Source organism: Georgenia sp. H159 (genome assembly GCF_035607575.1).
Classification (GTDB): domain Bacteria; phylum Actinomycetota; class Actinomycetes; order Actinomycetales; family Actinomycetaceae; genus Oceanitalea.
The window spans coordinates 371,442-386,808 of the sequence record NZ_JAYDZY010000003.1 but is presented as its reverse complement, the minus strand read 5'-3'; the positions used below and the strand labels follow the sequence as shown (position 1 = coordinate 386,808).

The window sequence follows — 15,367 nt, the reverse complement described above, 5'->3', positions numbered from 1 at the left end:
GGCGCGCCCGCAACAACTCCGCTCTCGCCGCGAGAGGGGTGGGGCGTTGCGGGGGTTCTCAGGAAACGTTCAGGGTGGAGGCTCAGACTTGGACCATGACGGAGCCATCTGCGCGGCTGCTCGTGGTCGACGACGAGCCCAACATCCGCGAGCTGCTCACCACCTCCCTGCGGTTCGCGGGCTTCGACGTCGTCGCCGCCGCGGACGGGAACGAGGCGATCCGCCAGGCGGTCGACGCGGAGCCGGACCTCATCGTGCTCGACGTCATGCTGCCGGACATGGACGGCTTCACCGTCACCCGGCGGCTGCGCGAGAGCGGCCACCACACGCCGGTCCTCTTCCTCACCGCGCGCGACGACATGTCCGACAAGGTCACCGGCCTCACCGTCGGCGGCGACGACTACGTGACCAAACCGTTCAGCCTCGAGGAGGTCGTCGCCCGGATCCGCGCGATCCTCCGCCGCACGCAGGCGCAGGACCTCGACGACGCGGTGCTGCGGTACGCCGACCTCGAGCTCGACGAGGACGCGCACGAGGTCCGCCGCGCCGGCCGCGTCATCGAGCTGTCCCCCACCGAGTTCAAGCTGCTGCGCTACCTCATGGTCAACGCCGGCCGGGTGCTGTCCAAGGCACAGATCCTCGACCACGTCTGGGAGTACGACTGGGGCGGTGACGGCGCGATCGTCGAGTCCTACATCTCCTACCTGCGCCGCAAGGTCGACGGTCGCGGCAGCGACGGAGACAAGCCGGCCCCTCTCATCCACACCCGCCGCGGTGTCGGCTACATGCTCCGGGACCCCTCGATCACATGAGCCTGCGCGAACGCTGGGTCGCGGTCCCGCTGCGCGGCCGGCTCGTCCTGCTCTTCGTCGTCCTGCTCGGCCTGGGCCTCACCGTCGCGGGCGCGACGACGGCGACGCTCCTGCGTAGCTACCTCCTGTCCCAGGCCGACGAGCAGATCGCCACGGCGGCCCGGAACATCGACGTCGAGACCCTTCGGCGGCTGGACAGCACCGAGGTGCCGGACGCCGGGATGCCGAGCGACTACTACCTGAGGCTGCGGTTCCCCGGCGGTGAGGCCTTCAACGTCGCGGTCGCGTGGACGGTGCAGAGCTTCGGCACCCCGGCTCTGCCCGCCACGGTCGAACGGCCGGGGGACGGGTACACGGTGGGCAGCGACGTCCCCGGCCAGCGGTGGCGCGCGATCACCTACCGCGTCCAGGACGCCCCCGAGGGGACGACGATGACGGTGGCCCTCCCCCTCGCCGGCGCCGACGAGACGCTCGGGCAGGTGGGGGTCGCCATCGTCGTCAGCGGGATCGCGATCGTCCTCCTCGGTGCCCTCCTCAGCTGGTACGCGGTCCGACGGGCACTGCGGCCGCTGCGGGAGATCGAGGACACCGCCGGCGCGATCGCCGCCGGGGACCTGTCCCGGCGGGTCCCGGCGTCCAGCCCGCACACGGAGGTCGGCCGCCTCTCGCACTCCCTCAACACGATGCTCGCCCAGATCGAGCGGGCCTTCGCCGCGCAGGCAGCCTCGGAGAGCCGCATGCGGCGCTTCGTCTCCGACGCGAGCCACGAGCTACGCACACCGCTCGCCACGGTCCGTGGCTACGGCGAGCTCTACCGCATGGGCGCCATCCCCGACGACGAGCTCCCCACCGCCATGGCCCGCATCGAGGGGGAGGCCCGCCGCATGGGCGGGCTCGTCAGCGACCTGCTCCAGCTCGCCCGGCTCGACGAGGGTCGCCGCCTCGCTCGCGAACCCGTCGACCTCGCCGTTCTCGCCCACGACGCCGTCACCGACCTCCGCGCCCTCGCCCCGCAACGGCCGGCGACGCTCGTCCCGCTGGCCGGTGCCGGTCCGGGCGCGACCACGGTGATCGGCGACGAGAACGCCCTGCGCCAGGTGCTGTCGAACCTCACGGGCAACGTCGTCCAGCACACCCCGGACGGGACCCCCGTGGAGGTGGCCGTCGGACGGGTCGCAGGGGACGTCGTCGTCGAGGTCCGTGACCACGGAGCGGGGATCTCCCCCGAGCACGCCGACCGGGTGTTCGAACGGTTCTACCGGCTCGACGACTCCCGTGCCCGCACCTCGGGTGGCTCCGGGCTCGGCCTGGCGATCGTCGCCGCGCTCGTCGCCGCGCACGGCGGCACGGCCCGGGTCCTCCCGACCCCGGGCGGCGGCACGACGGTCCAGCTCACCCTCCCCGCGGCTCGCTGACCGCGCGCCTCACCGCGACGGCGGCGCCGACCCGCCCTGCGGGGCGCCGGACATCAGCACAGCGAGCTCCTCCTGCTGGGCGGCCGACGGCTGCCCCCACCCGGGCCGGTACCCGACGACGTCGCGCAGCGGGTGACCGAGCTGGTTGCCCTGCATCAGCTCCACGTCGTCGACGTCGATGAGCCCCGGGTGCAGGGTGCCGCACGACTCCGCGATCTTGAGCAGGTCACGCCGCAGCGTGCGGATGTACCCGGCTGCGCGCACCGACTTCACGGCCGGGTCCAGCCCGTGCGCCAGCCACGGGTCCTGCGTCGCCACGCCGACCGGACAGCGGTCGGTGTGGCACTTGAGGGTCTGGATGCAGCCGATGGACAGCATCGCCTCGCGGGCCACGGCGAGCAGGTCGCAGCCAAGGGCGAGGGCGACGACGGCGTTGTCGGCGAGCCCGAGCTTGCCCGAGCCGATGAACACGATCCGGTCGGTGAGACCCGCCTCGGCGAAGATCGAGTACACCCGCGGGAAGCCCACCCGGAACGGCAGCGACACCGAGTCGCTGAACGTCAGCGGGGCGGCACCGGTGCCGCCTTCACCACCGTCGACGGTGATGAAGTCCACCCCGCGCTGGCCGTCGGCCATCGCGGCGGCCAGGTCGCGCCAGAACTGCAGGTCACCCACCGCGGACTTGATCCCCACCGGCAGCCCCGTGGCCTGCGCGAGCAGCTCGACCCAGTCCAGCATGCTGTCGACGTCGTCGAACTCCGCGTGCCGGGACGGGCTGATGCAGTCACGGTCCATGGCCACGCCGCGGATCTCGGCGATCTCGGCGGAGACCTTCGCCGCAGGCAGCACACCGCCGAGGCCGGGCTTGGCGCCCTGGCTCAGCTTGACCTCCAGGGCGCGCACGGGCGCACCGGCCACCAGGTCGGTCAGCCGGGACAGGTCGAAGGCGCCCTCCAGGTCGCGGCACCCGAAGTACGCGGTGCCGATCTGGAACACCAGGTCCCCGCCGTGCCGGTGGTGTCTGGACAGGCCGCCCTCGCCGGTGTTGTGCAGCACCCCGGTGCTCGCGGACGCCTCGTTGAGGGCCCGGACGGCGGGTGCGGACAGGGAACCGAAGCTCATCGCCGAGATGTTCACCAGGGACTCCGGGCGGAAGGCCTTGGCGCGTCCACGAGCGGCACCCATGACCTTCGCGCACGGCATCGTGACGTTCTCCCCCGCCGTCGGGTGCGACGCGGGCGCCACCGTGGCGAAGGTCCGGTGCTTGATGATGGGGTAGCCGTCGGTGTGCTCGACGTCGTTGTCGGTACCGAAGCCGAAGTAGTTGTTCTCGCCCTTCGCCGAGGCGTAGATCCACCGGCGTTGGTCCCGGGTGAACGGCCGCTCCTCGTCGTTGCCCGCGACGATGTACTGCCGCAGCTCGGGGCCGATCGTCTCGATCGCGTACCGGGCGTGCCCGATGACCGGGTAGTTGCGCAGGAGCGTCCGGCGGCGCTGCAGCAGGTCGTGCGCCGCGAGCCCGGCGAGGCCGGCGAGCGGCACCAGCGCCCTCGTCCATCTCATGACCACCAGTGTGCTCCGGTCCGCAGGTGCACGCGCGGGCTGCCGCCCCGGGTCGGCCTCCGGGTCACGTCTCGTAGATGTCCACCTCGGCCGCCTTGACGACGAACAGGACGTCCTGACCCACCGCCACGCCGAGGGCGGCCAGCGACGCCGGTGTCACGTCAGCGGCCAGTCGGGTCCCCGAGGCGGTCGCCGCCCGGACGCGCACGAGTGCCCCCTGCTGCTCGAGACCCGTGACCCGCACCGGGAGCACGTTGCGCGGACTGCCGCCGGGAGCGTCGAGGTGGACGGCGACGGCGCGTGGGGAGAACGTGGCGGCCGCGCGGCCCCTCGTCGCCTCCTCGCCACCCGCCAGGCCGTGGAGGACGTCGGCACCGGCGCGGACACCGTCCGGGCCCTCCCGCTCGCCGAGCACGAGGTTGACACCGGCGAGCCGCGCGCCGAACCCCGACCGCGGCCGGCTGAGCACCTCCGTCGTCGTGCCCTGCTCCACGATCCGGCCCGCCTCGAGGACGACGACGTCGTCGGCCAGGGCGAGCACGTCCAGGAGCTCGTGGGTCACGACGACGGCGGTCCGGCCCGCCTCCCGGAGCGTGGTCCGCAGGACCTGGCGGAGCTCGGCCGCGGCGTCGACGTCGAGCGCCGAGAGCGGCTCGTCGAGCAGCAGCAGGTGCGGGTCCGGGGCCAGCGCCCGGGCGAGCGCCACCCGCTGGGCCTGCCCGCCGGAGAGACGCTGGGGGCGGCGGGCGGCGAGCCCGGCGGCGCCGACCTCCTCGAGCCGGGCCTGCGCGACCTCCTGCGCCGCTCGTCGTCCCGCGCCGCGGGCGCGAGGGCCGAAGGCGACGTTGGCGAGGACGTCGAGGTGCGGCAGGAGGAGCGGCTCCTGCGCGAGCAGGGAGATCCGCCGCTCGTGCGGCGGCACCCAGGCCCCCTCGCCGGCGACCCTCCGCCCGGCGACGTGGACCTGCCCGCTGCCCGGCCGCAGCGTTCCCGCGGCGAGGCCGAGCGCCGTCGACTTGCCCGCTCCGTTCGGCCCGACGAGCGCGACGACGCGCCCCTCCCGGACCTCCAGGTCGAGCTCGACGCCGCGCTGGGGGACGCCCGCGCGCAGGACGAGGGCGCTCATCGTGACGCACCCGCCCGGCGCTGGGTGAGGAGGACGATGACGGCCGCGAGCGCCACGAGCACGAGGGACAGTGCGATGGCGGCGTCCGGGTCGGTCTCCCGCTGGAGGTAGATCTCCAGCGGGAGGGTCCGGGTGACGCCCTGGAGCGACCCGGCGAAGGTCAGCGTGGCGCCGAACTCACCGAGGCAGCGGGCGAAGGCGAGCGCGATCCCCGACCCGAGGGCGGGAGCGAGCAGCGGGAGCGTCACCCGGCGCAGCACCGTCGTCGGCCCGGCGCCGAGCGTCGCGGCGACCACCTCGTGCCGGCGGCCGGCCGTCCGCGCCGCGCCCTCGACCGTCAGGACGAGGAACGGCAGGGCGACGAAGGCCTGGGCGAGCACCACCGCCGTCGTCGTGAAGGCGATGTCGACACCGAGCACGTCGAGGTGCCGGCCGAGGAGCCCGCGACGTCCGAGGGTGGTGAGGAGGGCGAGCCCGGAGACGACGGGCGGCAGCACGAGCGGCAACAGGACGACGGTGCGGACCACCCGCGCACCCGGGACACGGGACCACGCCAGCGCGAGGGCGAGCGGCACCCCCACCACGACCGCGAGCACCGTGGCCGCCACCGAGGTCCGCAGGCTCAGCCCGAGCGCCGCCCGCGAGGCCTCGGAGGTGAGCAGGGCGGGGACCTCGCCCCAGGGCACCCGCAGCACAAGTCCGAGGACCGGGACCGCGACGAGGAGCACCCCGAGGGCGGCCGGCACCAGGACCCACCGCGGCAGACCGGCGAGCCGGTCCTCCGACCGGAGCGTCACGGCGCACCGAACCCGGCCACGCGCAGCACCTGCTGTCCCTCCCGGCTGCCGAGGTGCTCCACCCACGCCCGCGCGAGACCGGGAGAGTCGCCGTCGGTGGTGACCGCGACGGGGTACCGGTTGACGACGTCCTCGGCGCCAGGGACGGCGACGACGTCGACCGCGTCACCGGCCCGGGCGGCGTCGGTCGCGTACACGACACCGGCGTCGGCCTGGCCCGAGGTGACCTTGCCGAGCACGTCGGTGACACTACCCTCCTCGCTCACCGGGGACAGGGTCACGCCCAGCCGCTCGGCCAGCACGGCGGTCGCCGCACCGCACGGCACCTGGGGCGCGCACACGACGAGGGCCGCGCCGTCGAGGCTCTCGTCCAGGCCGGTGACCCCGGCGGGGTTCCCGCGGGGCGTGACGAGGGTGAGGACGTTACGCGCCACCACCTCCGGATTCCCCTTCACGGCGCCCGCCGCCACGGCGTCGGCCATGGTGGTCTCGTCGGCGGTGGCGAGCACGTCGGCCGGGGCGCCGGCCACGACCTGGGCGACGAGGTCGGCGGAGCCCGCGAAGGAGAAGCTCACCTCGGTCCCGGGGTGCTCCTCGACGAAGTCGGCGGCGAGCTGCTCGTACACCTCCCCGAGCGAGGCGGCCGCGAAGACGGTCAGCTCCCCCGCGTCCGCGGAGGCGTCCCCGCCCGTCCCGCACCCACCGACCACGACGGCGAGCAGCAGGCTGCCGACGAGGCGGCGGGTCACGCCGTCTCCCGGGGAGCCTCGACGACGACGGTGGTGGCCTTGACGACGGCGCTCGCCAGCGAGCCGGGCTCGAGCCCGAGATCCTCGACCGCCTCGGCGCTCATGAGCGACACGACACGGAAAGGGCCGCACTGGAGGTCGACCTGCGCCATGACCCCGTCGCGCAGCACCCGGGTGACGAGCCCGGTGAACCGATTGCGCGCCGAGCTGGCGACGCCACCGACCTCGGGCGCATGGTGACGCTCGGCGAGCTCCTGCGCGTAACGGGCGAGGTCGGCACCGTCGAGCACCATGCGGCCGGCGTCGTCCCGCTCGGCGGCCAGGCGACCGTCGTCGACCCACCGGCGCACCGTGTCGTCACTGACGCCGAGCAGCGACGCCGCCTGTCCAATCCGAAAGTGCGGCATGAGAGCGAGATTAGCACCGCATCTGCGGGTACCCGTGGGGTGCGCCCAGGACACAACTCCGCTGTCGGCGAGAGAGGGGGTGGGGTGCGCCCGGGACACAACTCCGCTGTGGGCGCCAGAAGGGGTGGGGTGCGCCCGGGACACAACTCCGCTGTCGGCGCCAGAGGGGGTGGGGGTTACAGCTCGGTGCTGGTGGGGCTGCGGCGGCGCTTGCGCTCCTGCGGGGTACCGGCCGGCTCCCAGCCACGGCCCGGCTCACGGGTGCCCCGCGAGACGGACCCGCGCGACCGGTAGACGACCAGGGGCCGCGTCGAGTAGCCGACGGGCGCGGAGAACGCGTGGACCAGCCGGGTGAAGGGCCACACGAGGAAGAGCAGGAACGCGGCGACGATGTGCAGCTTGAACTGGTAGGGCACGTCGGCCATGAGCTCGGGCTGCGGCTGGAGGTAGAACAGCGAGCGCAGCCAGGGGGAGATCGTCTCGCGGTAGTCGTACCCGTGGCCGCCGGCGATGATCTGGTTCTGCACGGTCGCCCACATGCCCAGCAGGATCGGCAGGCCGAGCAGGACGTACATGAACTTGTCCATGCGGGTCGTCGCGAGGAACACCGGGCCCGTCTTGCGGCGTCGGTAGATGAGGATCGCCAGGCCGACGATCGTCATGAGCCCGGCCAGCGAGCCCATGTACGTCGCGATGAGGTGGTAGAAGTCCTGCCCGATCCCCACGGCCTCGGTCCAGCTCTTCGGGATGAGCAGGCCCATGAAGTGGCCGGCCGCGACGAACAGGATCCCGAAGTGGAACAGCGGGGAGCCCAGCCGCAGCAACGCGTGCTCGTAGAGCTCGGAGGAGCGGGTGGTCCAGCCGAACTTGTCGTACCGGTAGCGCCAGAAGAGTCCGACGACGAACACCGCCATCGACACGTACGGGAAGATGACCCACGCCAGCGTGTCCACCGCGTTCATGCCCTGACCTCCGTCTGTGCCGTGCCGCCGGGTGCGTAGGGCTCCAGCGGCCCCAGGGCGTTGAGCCCGACCATCTCGGTCGGCGGCCCGGCCGTGATGAGCTCGAGGTACCGGTCGCGGACCTCGTCGGTCACGGGCGGCAGGGTGAGGCACACGGCCTCGACGACGCCCGCCCACGGGCTGCCCATCGAGGTGAGCGCGGAGCGCAGCACCTCGATGCCCTGCCGGTGGGAGCCCAGCAGCCCGCCCGCGATCTCGGCGTCCCCCCGGGCGGAGAACTCCAGGACGATCGGCAGGAAGTCGGGCAGCTCGGGGCGGTCCACCTCCCAGCCGGCGGCACGATAGGCCTCGACGAAGCGCACGAGCGCCGTCCCCCGCTTCCGGGTGTCTCCGGTGAGGAAGTAGGACAGGTACATCGAGCACTTGCGCTTGAGGTCGAAGGTCGCGACGTAGTCCTGCGCGAGCGCCTCGTCCCCGACTGCCGCGGCGTGGTCGAGGAAGTCCCACAGCCGCTCCCGGACCGCCCCCGGCAGGTCGGCGACGGCCTCGCGCACGATGCGGTACGCGGCCAGCCGCTCCGCCGTCGGGTAGTCAAGCAGGACCGAGGCCGCCATGTGCGCGACGGCCCGGTCTCGCTCGTGCAGCCGTACGGGGGCGAGCGGGGTGAGCTCCGGTGCCCGGATGAAGCCGCTCATCGTCGGTCCTCCTCCCCCACGGGTGGCTCGTCGCCCGGGGACCGGTCGCGCACCCGGCCGGTGCCGCCGGCCTCCGGGCCGGGGTCGCCCGCCGGGTAGGGGTCGTAGTCGTAGACGGCGGGCCCGGAGTCGATGTCGCCGGAGTGGTACTCCTCGCCGCCCTCGGAGGGAGCGGCGTCGAGGGCGACGGCGACGCCCGCGCTCCCGCTCGCCTCGTCGTCACTCTCGTCGGGGCGCGGTGGGAACAGCCCGCTCGCGCCGCGCCCGTCCCAGTTGAGCAGGTTCGTGCGTCCTGGCGTCGACGGCGAGTACGGCGAGGTCTGGCGGTCCTTGAGCGCGTGGAAGTTCTCCACCGTGGCCGGCACGTCGGGTCCGGAACCGGTGCCGAACGGTCCGCCGCCACCCATCCCGGGGCCGCCGTGGACGTCGAGCGAGCAGGCCATCTCCTCGAGCTCGCGGCTGATCTCGGCGTGGGCCGATGGGATGACGTAACGGTCCTCGTACTTGGCGATCGCCAGCAGCCGGTACATCTCCTCGATCTCCTCCCCCGTCATCCCGACGGCGGCGGCGATCTCCTCCTGCGGCTCCTCCCCCAGGTTGATGTCGCGCATGTAGGAGCGCATGGCCGCCAGGCGGCGGAGCACCCGCTCCACCGGCGCGGTGTCACCGGCCGTGAACAGCTCCGCGAGGTACTCCAGCGGGATCCGCATCGTCGACAGCGCCGTGAGCAGCGTCTTGGCGTCCTCACCGTCGTTCCCGGAGGCGGTGACGGTGTCGACGACGGGGCTCAGCGGCGGGATGTACCAGACCATCGGCAGCGTCCGGTACTCCGGGTGGAGCGGCAGCGCGACCTCGTAGTCGGTGATGAGCTTCCAGATCGGGGAGTTCTGCGCCGCCTCGACCCAGTCCTCCGGCATGCCCTCACGGCGGGCCGCGGCGACGACCTCGGGGTCGAAGGGGTCGAGGAAGACGCTGCGCTGCGCGGCGAGGAGGTCGTGCTCGTTCGGCGTGGCGGCCGCCTCCGCGACGCGGTCGGCGTCGTAGAGGACCAGGCCGATGTACCGCAGCCGCCCCACGCAGGTCTCCGCGCACACGGTCGGCAGCCCGGCCTCGATGCGCGGGTAGCACATCGTGCACTTCTCGGCCTTGCCGGTCTGGTGGTTGAAGTAGACCTTCTTGTACGGGCAGCCGGTCACGCACATGCGCCAGCCGCGGCACTGGTCCTGGTCGACGAGCACGATGCCGTCCTCGGCCCGCTTGTACATCGCACCCGACGGGCAGGAGGCGACGCACGAGGGGTTGAGGCAGTGCTCGCAGATCCGCGGCAGGTAGAACATGAAGGTCTCTTCGAACTCGGCCTTGACCTGCGTGTTCATCTTCCTCAGGACCGGGTCGTCGGCCATCGTCTCGGTCGAGCCACCGAGCATGTCGTCCCAGTTGGCCGACCACTTGATCTGCATGTTCTCGCCGGTGAGCAGCGACTTGGGCCGCGCCACGGGGGTATGACGCTGGTCCGCCGGCGCGTTGAGCAGCATGTCGTACTCGTAGGTCCACGGCTCGTAGTAGTCGTGGATGGTCGGCATCTTCGGGTTGGAGAAGATGGTCGCGAGCTTCTTCGCCCGGCCCCCCGCCTTGAGCTTGAGCTTGCCGCGCCGGTTGAGCGTCCAGCCGCCCTCCCAGACCTCCTGGTCCTCGTACGTGCGCGGGTAGCCGAGCCCCGGCCGGGTCTCGACGTTGTTGAACCACACGTACTCGGTGCCGGTCCGGTTCGTCCACGCCTGCTTGCACGTGACCGAGCACGTGTGGCACCCGATGCACTTGTCGAGGTTCATCACCATCGACATCTGGGCCATGACCCTCATCAGTACTGCACCTCCTGGCTGCGACGGCGGATGACCGTGACTTCGTCCCGTTGGTTCCCGGTGGGTCCGATGTAGTTGAAGGCATAGCTCAGGTGGGCGTAACCACCGACGAGGTGGCTGGGCTTCATCAGCACGCGGGTCAGGGAGTTGTGGATCCCGCCGCGCTGCCCGGACGTCTCCGTGACCGGCACGTCCACCACGCGTTCGGTGGCGTGGTACATGAACACGGTCCCCTCCGGCATGCGGTGGGAGACGATGGCGCGCGCGACGACGACGCCGTTGCGGTTGTAGGCCTCGATCCACTCGTTGTCCCGCACACCGATCTTCGCGGCGTCCTGCGGGGACATCCACACGTTCGACCCGCCCCGGGACAGGGACAGCATGAACAGGTTGTCCTGGTACTCGGAGTGGATCGACCACTTGGAGTGCGGGGTGAGGTAGCGGACGGCGACCTCCGCGTGCCCTGCCGCCGCCGGGTCACCGGTGGGGGTGGTGTCCCCGGGGACCGGGCTCCCGTAGAGCCGGTGCATGTCGAGGGGCGGGCGGTAGACGGGCAGCGTCTCGCCCATCTCCTCCATCCAGTCGTGGTCGAGGTAGAAGTGCATGCGCCCGGTGAGCGTGTGCCACGGCTTGAGCCGCTCGACGTTGGTGGAGAAGGCGGTGTACCGCCGCCCGCCGGTCTCCGAGCCGGACCACTCCGGGGACGTCACCACGCTCGTCGGACGGGACTGGGTGTCGGCGAAGGTCACCCGGACCGACTCCGACTCCGCGGCGAGATCCGCCAGCCGCGTGCCGGTGCGCTCCTCCACGTGCTCGAAGCCCTGCGTGGCCAGGCGCCCGTTCGTCGTACCGGACAGCGCGAGGATCATCTCGATCGCCTTGGTGTCCTTGTCCAGCGACGGCCGGCCCTTGGCGATCCCGGAGACCACCCGTCCGTTGCGGGCGGCCAGCTCGGCGACCTCGCGGTCGGGCATGAAGCTCACGCCCTTGGTCGTCATGCCGAGGGTGTCGGTGAGCGGGCCGAGGGCGTTGAACTTCGCCAGGGTCTTGGTGTAGTCGCGCTCGATGGTGATGAGCTTGGGCATCGTCACCCCCGGGACCAGCGGGGTCTCCTCCAACGGCGCGACGGCACCGTGCGGCGTGGCCAGCGCGTCGGCCGTGTCGTGCTGGAGCGGGCCGGCGATGACGTCGCGCCGCACCCCGAGGTGCCCGATGCTGAGCTCGGAGACCTTGGCGGCGAGGTCCTGGAAGATGCGGAAGTCGGTCCGGGTCTGCCACGGCGGCGGGATCGCCGGGTTGAAGGAGTTGACGAAGGGGTGCATGTCCGTCGTGGAGATGTCGTGCTTCTCGTACCAGGTGGCGGCCGGCAGCACGATGTCGGAGTAGATCGTCGTCGAGGTGTTGCGGAAGTCGATGGTGGTGAGCAGGTCGACCTTCCCCTCCGCGGCCTCCTCCCGCCACACCATCGACCGGGGCCGGCGCTCGGGCGGCGACTCCCCACCCCGGATGGCGGACTCCGTCCCGAGCAGGTGCTTGAGGAAGTACTCGTTGCCCTTGGAGGAGGAGCCGAGGATGTTCGAGCGCCACACGGTGAGCACGCGCGGGAAGTTCTCCGGTGCGCCGGGGTCCTCGACGGCGTACCTCAGCCGGCCCGCCCGCAGCTCGTCGACGATGTGCTCGGCCACCTCCTTCCCGGCGGCCTGCGCCTCGTCGGTGAGGTCGAGCGGGTTGCGGTTGAACGTCGGGAAGCTCGGCATCCATCCGCGCTTGGCGGACTCGACGAGGGTGTCGGCGGTGGTCATCCCGGAGAACTTCCCGGAGGCCAGCGGTGAGGTGAGGGTCTCCGCGGGGAGCCCGTCGTAGCGCCACTGCTCGGTGCCGAGGTACCAGAACGCGGTGGCGATCATCTGGCGGGAGGGCCGCTGCCAGTCGAGGCCGAAGGCGTACTGCTGGAAGCCGGTGATCGGCCGGACCTTCTCCTGCCCGACGTAGTGCGCCCAGCCGCCGCCGTTGACCCCCTGACAGCCGGTGAGCTGGACGAGCGCGATCATCGCGCGGTAGATGGTGTCGGAGTGGAAGTAGTGGTTCGTTCCCGCGCCCATGACGATCATCGAGCGGCCCTTGGAGCGGCGCGCGTTGTCCGCGAACTCCCGGCCGATGCGGATGATCGCGGAGATCGGTACGCCGGAGTGCTCCGCCGCCCACGCCGGCGTGCCGGGATGGCTCGCGTCCTCGTACCCGGCGGGCCACTCACCGGGCAGCCCGGGCCGGGCGACGCCGTACTGGGCGAGCAGGAGGTCGAAGACGGTGGTGACGAGCCGGCCGGCCACCCGGCGGACCGGCACACCGCGGCGCAGCACGCCCGCACCGCCCACGTGCTGACCGACGTCGCCCTCCTCCAGGCCCGGGGTGACGTCGAAACGCGGGAGCAGGACCTCGACCGACTCCTCGCCCGCCACCGTGAGCAGCGGGTCGCGCCCCTGCAGGTCGAGGTTCCAGCGGCCCTTGCCCGCCTCCCCGAAGCGGTCACCCAGGGTGCCGTTCGGGACGAAGGGGGCGCCGTCGTCGTCGAGCATGACCGTCTTGAAGGCGGCGTTCTCGCTGGCTGCGTGCTCGGGAAGGTCGGCGGCGGTGAGGAACTTGCCCGGGACGTAGGCGCCGTCGCGCTCCTCGAGGGAGACGAGGAACGGGGAGTCGGTGTAGCGCTTGACGTAGTCGGTGAAGTACGGCTCGGGCCGGTCGACGTGGAACTCGCGCAGGATCACGTGGCCCATGCCCATCGCCAGCGCCCCGTCGGTGCCGGGGTGCACGGCGAGCCACTCGTCGGCGAACTTCGTGTTGTCCGCGTAGTCGGGGGAGATCCCCACGACCTTCTGGCCCTTGTACCGGGCCTCGACCATGAAGTGGGCGTCCGGGGTGCGGGTCACCGGGATGTTCGAGCCCCACATGATGAGGTAGCCGGCGTTGAACCAGTCGGCGGACTCGGGGACGTCGGTCTGGTCCCCGAAGATCTGCGGGGAGGCCATCGGCAGGTCGGCGTACCAGTCGTAGAAGGACAGCACGTTGCCGCCCATGAGGGACAGGAACCGGGTGCCCGCGCCGTAGGAGACCTGGGACATCGCCGGGATGACGGTGAAGCCGGCCAGCCGGTCGGGACCGTACTGCTTGGTCGTGTACACGTGGGCGGCGGCCATGATCTCCATGACCTCCTCCCACTGCGCGCGGACGAGCCCGCCCTTGCCCCGTGCCCGCTTGTAGTGGCGGGAGCGCTCGGGGTCCTCGACGACGTCGGCCCAGGCCAGCACCGGGTCGCCGAGACGCTGCTTGGCCTCGCGGTACATGCCGAGCAGCGCGCCGCGGACGTAGGGGTAGCGCACTCGGGTCGGTGAGTACGTGTACCAGCTGAAGGCCGCGCCGCGCGGGCAGCCGCGGGGCTCGTACTCCGGGGAGTCCGGGCCGGTCGTGGGGTAGTCGGTCTGCTGGGCCTCCCAGGTGATGATCCCGTCCTTGACGTAGACCTTCCACGAGCAGGAGCCGGTGCAGTTGACGCCGTGGGTGGAGCGGACGACCTTGTCGTGGCTCCAGCGGTCGCGGTAGAACGCGTCGCCCTCCCGGCCGCCGCGCAGGAAGAGCCGGGACAGGTCCTCCGACGCCTCGCCGCGCCGCAGGAACGTCCCGAGCTTGAGGAGCGCGTCCGACGCCGCCGACTGCGACTTCTCCGGCCTCGTCGTCGTCATGGCTGTCCTTTCGCTGTCGGGGCGTGGTCGCGTGATGCCCGGCGCACCGGCCACCAGGTGAAGGCCGCCACCCCGAGCGCGCTGAGCGCGAGGAGGAGGAAGCCGATGGTGTAGGCGCCCGTGGCGCCGTAGACGGCCCCCATGACGAGGGGCGGGAAGAAGCCACCGAGTCCGCCGGCGGCCCCGACGATGCCGGTGACCGAGCCGACGGTGCCGGGCGGCGCCACCCGCGCGACGAGGGCGAAGCAGGCGCCCGAGGCGGCCCCCAGGGTGGCGGCCATGGCCAGGAAGGCGACCGTGCCGGCCGGGAGCAGCTCGAGGCGCAGCGCCGCGAGCACCGCCATCGCGCCGGCGGTGACGAAGCACGCCGTGAGGACGGGGATCGGGTGGAAGCGGTCGGAGAGCCAGCCGCCGACCGGCCGGGCGACGACCGCGAGCACGATGAACCCCGCGGTGCGCAGGGACGCGTCCGTGCGTGTGAGGTCGAAGTCGTTGATGAGGTAGGTCGGCAGGTAGACGCTGAAGGCGACGAAGCCGCCGAACCCCATCGCGTAGATGAGCGACAGCTGCAGCGTCACCGGGATCTTCACCGTCTGCCACGTGCGCTGGAGCATCGACCCGGTGGCGGCCGGTGGCCGGTCGGGCGAGTCACGCAGCGCCACCCAGGCGACGACGGCGTAGATCGCCAGGACCACCGAGACGAGGACGAAGGGTGCCGGACGCCCGTACGCGTCGGCGATCGCGACCGTCGTGAAGGCCGCGACCGCGGTGCCCGCGGTGCCCATCCCGAAGATCCCGAGCGCCAGGCCCCGCCGTGCCGGCGGGTACCAGGCGTTGACGAAGGGAATGCCGACCGCGAAGGTCGTGCCGCCGATCCCCAGGAAGAACCCTCCGATGACGAGGAGCGCGAAGCTGTTGGCGACGAAGCCCACGAAGAGCGTGGGGAGGATCGTGACGACGCTGACCGCCGGGAACATCACCCGTGCGCCCAGCCGGTCGGTGAGCGCGCCGATCGGGATCCGTCCGACCGACCCGACGATGACCGGGACGGCCACCACCGCGGACACCTGGAAGGCGGTGAGATCGAGCTCCGTGCCGTAGGTGCTGCCCAGCGGCGCGACGAGGTTCCACGCCCAGAAGTTGACGAGGAACCCGACGGTGGCGAGCGTGAGCATGAGCCCCGGTGAGCGCGCCGCGCTGCGGTCGGTGTGCTGTCCTGCCTGACTCACGCAACCTCCCCCG

12 protein-coding genes are annotated in these 15,367 nt (G+C 72.2%); 2 read left to right on the top strand and 10 right to left on the bottom strand.

The annotated features are described in order from the left end of the window. The first annotated feature begins 95 nt into the window (after nt 1-95). Complete coding sequence (locus tag VR894_RS06420) at nt 96-812, top strand: response regulator transcription factor (protein ID WP_324650513.1); 717 nt, start codon at nt 96-98, stop codon at nt 810-812. Further along, nucleotides 809-2,227, top strand: coding sequence for a HAMP domain-containing sensor histidine kinase (locus VR894_RS06415; RefSeq protein WP_324650512.1), 1,419 nt, complete (start codon nt 809-811; stop codon nt 2,225-2,227). The genes VR894_RS06420 and VR894_RS06415 overlap by 4 nt, the downstream gene beginning before the upstream one ends. Before the next feature lie 9 nt (nt 2,228-2,236). On the opposite strand, the gene VR894_RS06410 is transcribed toward VR894_RS06415, so the two are convergent. From VR894_RS06410 to VR894_RS06365, 10 genes are all read right to left on the bottom strand, one after another. Next, complete coding sequence (locus VR894_RS06410) at nt 2,237-3,790, bottom strand: FMN-binding glutamate synthase family protein (protein WP_324650511.1); 1,554 nt, start codon at nt 3,788-3,790, stop codon at nt 2,237-2,239. Between the two features lie 64 nt (nt 3,791-3,854). Further along, on the bottom strand, nt 3,855-4,916 hold the full coding sequence (locus VR894_RS06405; RefSeq protein WP_324650510.1) for an ABC transporter ATP-binding protein: 1,062 nt from the start codon (nt 4,914-4,916) through the stop codon (nt 3,855-3,857). Continuing rightward, on the bottom strand, nt 4,913-5,713 hold the full coding sequence (locus VR894_RS06400) for an ABC transporter permease (RefSeq protein ID WP_324650509.1): 801 nt from the start codon (nt 5,711-5,713) through the stop codon (nt 4,913-4,915). Before VR894_RS06400 ends, VR894_RS06405 begins: the two co-directional genes overlap by 4 nt. After that, entirely contained in the window at nt 5,710-6,462 is a 753-nt protein-coding gene (modA, locus tag VR894_RS06395; RefSeq protein ID WP_324650508.1) for a molybdate ABC transporter substrate-binding protein, read from the bottom strand. Before modA ends, VR894_RS06400 begins: the two co-directional genes overlap by 4 nt. Then, the gene (locus tag VR894_RS06390; protein ID WP_324650507.1) at nt 6,459-6,869 is read right to left on the bottom strand and encodes a TOBE domain-containing protein; all 411 of its coding nucleotides are present in this window, start codon (nt 6,867-6,869) and stop codon (nt 6,459-6,461) included. The genes modA and VR894_RS06390 overlap by 4 nt, the downstream gene beginning before the upstream one ends. 176 nt (nt 6,870-7,045) lie before the next feature. Then, complete coding sequence (gene narI, locus VR894_RS06385) at nt 7,046-7,831, bottom strand: respiratory nitrate reductase subunit gamma (protein ID WP_324650506.1); 786 nt, start codon at nt 7,829-7,831, stop codon at nt 7,046-7,048. Next, nucleotides 7,828-8,526, bottom strand: a complete 699-nt coding sequence (narJ, locus tag VR894_RS06380; protein ID WP_324650505.1) for a nitrate reductase molybdenum cofactor assembly chaperone — start codon at nt 8,524-8,526, stop codon at nt 7,828-7,830. Before narJ ends, narI begins: the two co-directional genes overlap by 4 nt. Continuing rightward, nucleotides 8,523-10,388, bottom strand: a complete 1,866-nt coding sequence (gene narH / locus VR894_RS06375; protein WP_324650504.1) for a nitrate reductase subunit beta — start codon at nt 10,386-10,388, stop codon at nt 8,523-8,525. Before narH ends, narJ begins: the two co-directional genes overlap by 4 nt. Beyond that, complete coding sequence (locus VR894_RS06370) at nt 10,388-14,125, bottom strand: nitrate reductase subunit alpha (RefSeq protein ID WP_324650503.1); 3,738 nt, start codon at nt 14,123-14,125, stop codon at nt 10,388-10,390. The genes narH and VR894_RS06370 overlap by 1 nt, the downstream gene beginning before the upstream one ends. Continuing rightward, a complete protein-coding gene (locus VR894_RS06365) occupies nt 14,122-15,354 on the bottom strand; it encodes an MFS transporter (RefSeq protein ID WP_324650502.1) in 1,233 nt (410 codons plus the stop codon). The genes VR894_RS06370 and VR894_RS06365 overlap by 4 nt, the downstream gene beginning before the upstream one ends. Nucleotides 15,355-15,367 lie beyond the last annotated feature (13 nt).

What these genes read in the sequence shown, in the direction of transcription:
- VR894_RS06415 (WP_324650512.1), top strand. Translation starts at nt 809, where the DNA reads ATGAGCCTGCGCGAACGCTGGGTCGCGGTCCCGCTGCGCGGCCGGCTC.
- VR894_RS06420 (WP_324650513.1), top strand. Translation starts at nt 96, where the DNA reads ATGACGGAGCCATCTGCGCGGCTGCTCGTGGTCGACGACGAGCCCAAC.
- VR894_RS06405 (WP_324650510.1), bottom strand. Translation starts at nt 4,916, where the DNA reads ATGAGCGCCCTCGTCCTGCGCGCGGGCGTCCCCCAGCGCGGCGTCGAG.
- VR894_RS06410 (WP_324650511.1), bottom strand. Translation starts at nt 3,790, where the DNA reads ATGAGATGGACGAGGGCGCTGGTGCCGCTCGCCGGCCTCGCCGGGCTC.
- narJ (WP_324650505.1), bottom strand. Translation starts at nt 8,526, where the DNA reads ATGAGCGGCTTCATCCGGGCACCGGAGCTCACCCCGCTCGCCCCCGTA.
- narH (WP_324650504.1), bottom strand. Translation starts at nt 10,388, where the DNA reads ATGAGGGTCATGGCCCAGATGTCGATGGTGATGAACCTCGACAAGTGC.
- VR894_RS06390 (WP_324650507.1), bottom strand. Translation starts at nt 6,869, where the DNA reads ATGCCGCACTTTCGGATTGGACAGGCGGCGTCGCTGCTCGGCGTCAGT.
- narI (WP_324650506.1), bottom strand. Translation starts at nt 7,831, where the DNA reads ATGAACGCGGTGGACACGCTGGCGTGGGTCATCTTCCCGTACGTGTCG.
- VR894_RS06370 (WP_324650503.1), bottom strand. Translation starts at nt 14,125, where the DNA reads ATGACGACGACGAGGCCGGAGAAGTCGCAGTCGGCGGCGTCGGACGCG.